The sequence below is a fragment of the Protofrankia sp. Cr1 genome, from assembly GCF_963555865.1.
GTDB lineage: Bacteria > Actinomycetota > Actinomycetes > Frankiales > Frankiaceae > Protofrankia.
In genome coordinates, this window is record NZ_CAUVXO010000003.1 from 53,903 (window position 1) to 54,773 (window position 871).

The window sequence follows — 871 nt, forward strand, 5'->3', positions numbered from 1 at the left end:
GTCGCGGATCCCGGCCCCGTCGCGGATCCCGGCCCCGTCGCGGATCCCGGCCCTGTTGTGGACGTCATCGCCACCCCCACGCCTGCGTACTTCCACGGTGCGACGACCGGGCCGACAGCAGCGAATTCGGCACACTACGGTCGACCGTCGACGGTCATCGGTCAAACTGTACGCTCAAGGTTTGAGCTCCGCTATTCACCCGACGACGCCAACGCAAGGTGCGTGCCCCGGCCCCGCGAGGCCGCGCCCCTGTTACCGGACGCTCTTCGGGAACGATGTGAATCTGGTGTTGTGGCAGGAGCATCAGATTCACATCGTTAAGAGCGCCTGGCAGTAGGGGCGTGGGTCAAGGAGTGGGGCTGGGGCGGGTCGGATCGCGAGGTGCGAGGAAGGGGCCACCCTGGTGGTGGGTGTCGACCGACGAGCCGGGGTACCCGTGCATCGCGCAGCGATGGACGGGTAGCGCTGCGGCAAGGTGCGTGTCTCGGTGCCGCCACGCCACTGGCACGCCACGCCACTGGCACGCCACGCCACTGGCGCTGCCACGGCACGGCACTGGCGCTGCCACGGCACGGCACGGCACGCCCCTCTTGCCGGGCGCTCTAAGCCCGCTCGAAACACCCGGCACCAGAAGAAGCCAGACCGACATACCTGGCGACCGGCAGGACCATCGACGGAAGGAACCGGAAGTGAGCGACGAGCATGTCGATGACGACACCGGCGATCGGCATGACAGGCGGTACCCGTCCGCACCGCATGCAGCCAGCCATCGGTCGACCCCGGCGGGATGGCTGGCGGGCGCCCTGACCAGACCGGTATCCCTGGTCCGAATGGTCCCCAAACGGCGCCGCACCCGCCCTGAGGACCCTTT

Annotated in this window: 1 protein-coding gene; it reads left to right on the forward strand. The window is 68.7% G+C overall.

Annotation, left to right across the window (positions count from 1 at the left end):
• Positions 1 to 689: 689 nt before the first annotated feature.
• Positions 690 to 871: hypothetical protein (locus U9980_RS01105; protein WP_322766288.1), on the forward strand; the 182-nt coding region annotated here is incomplete at its 3' end.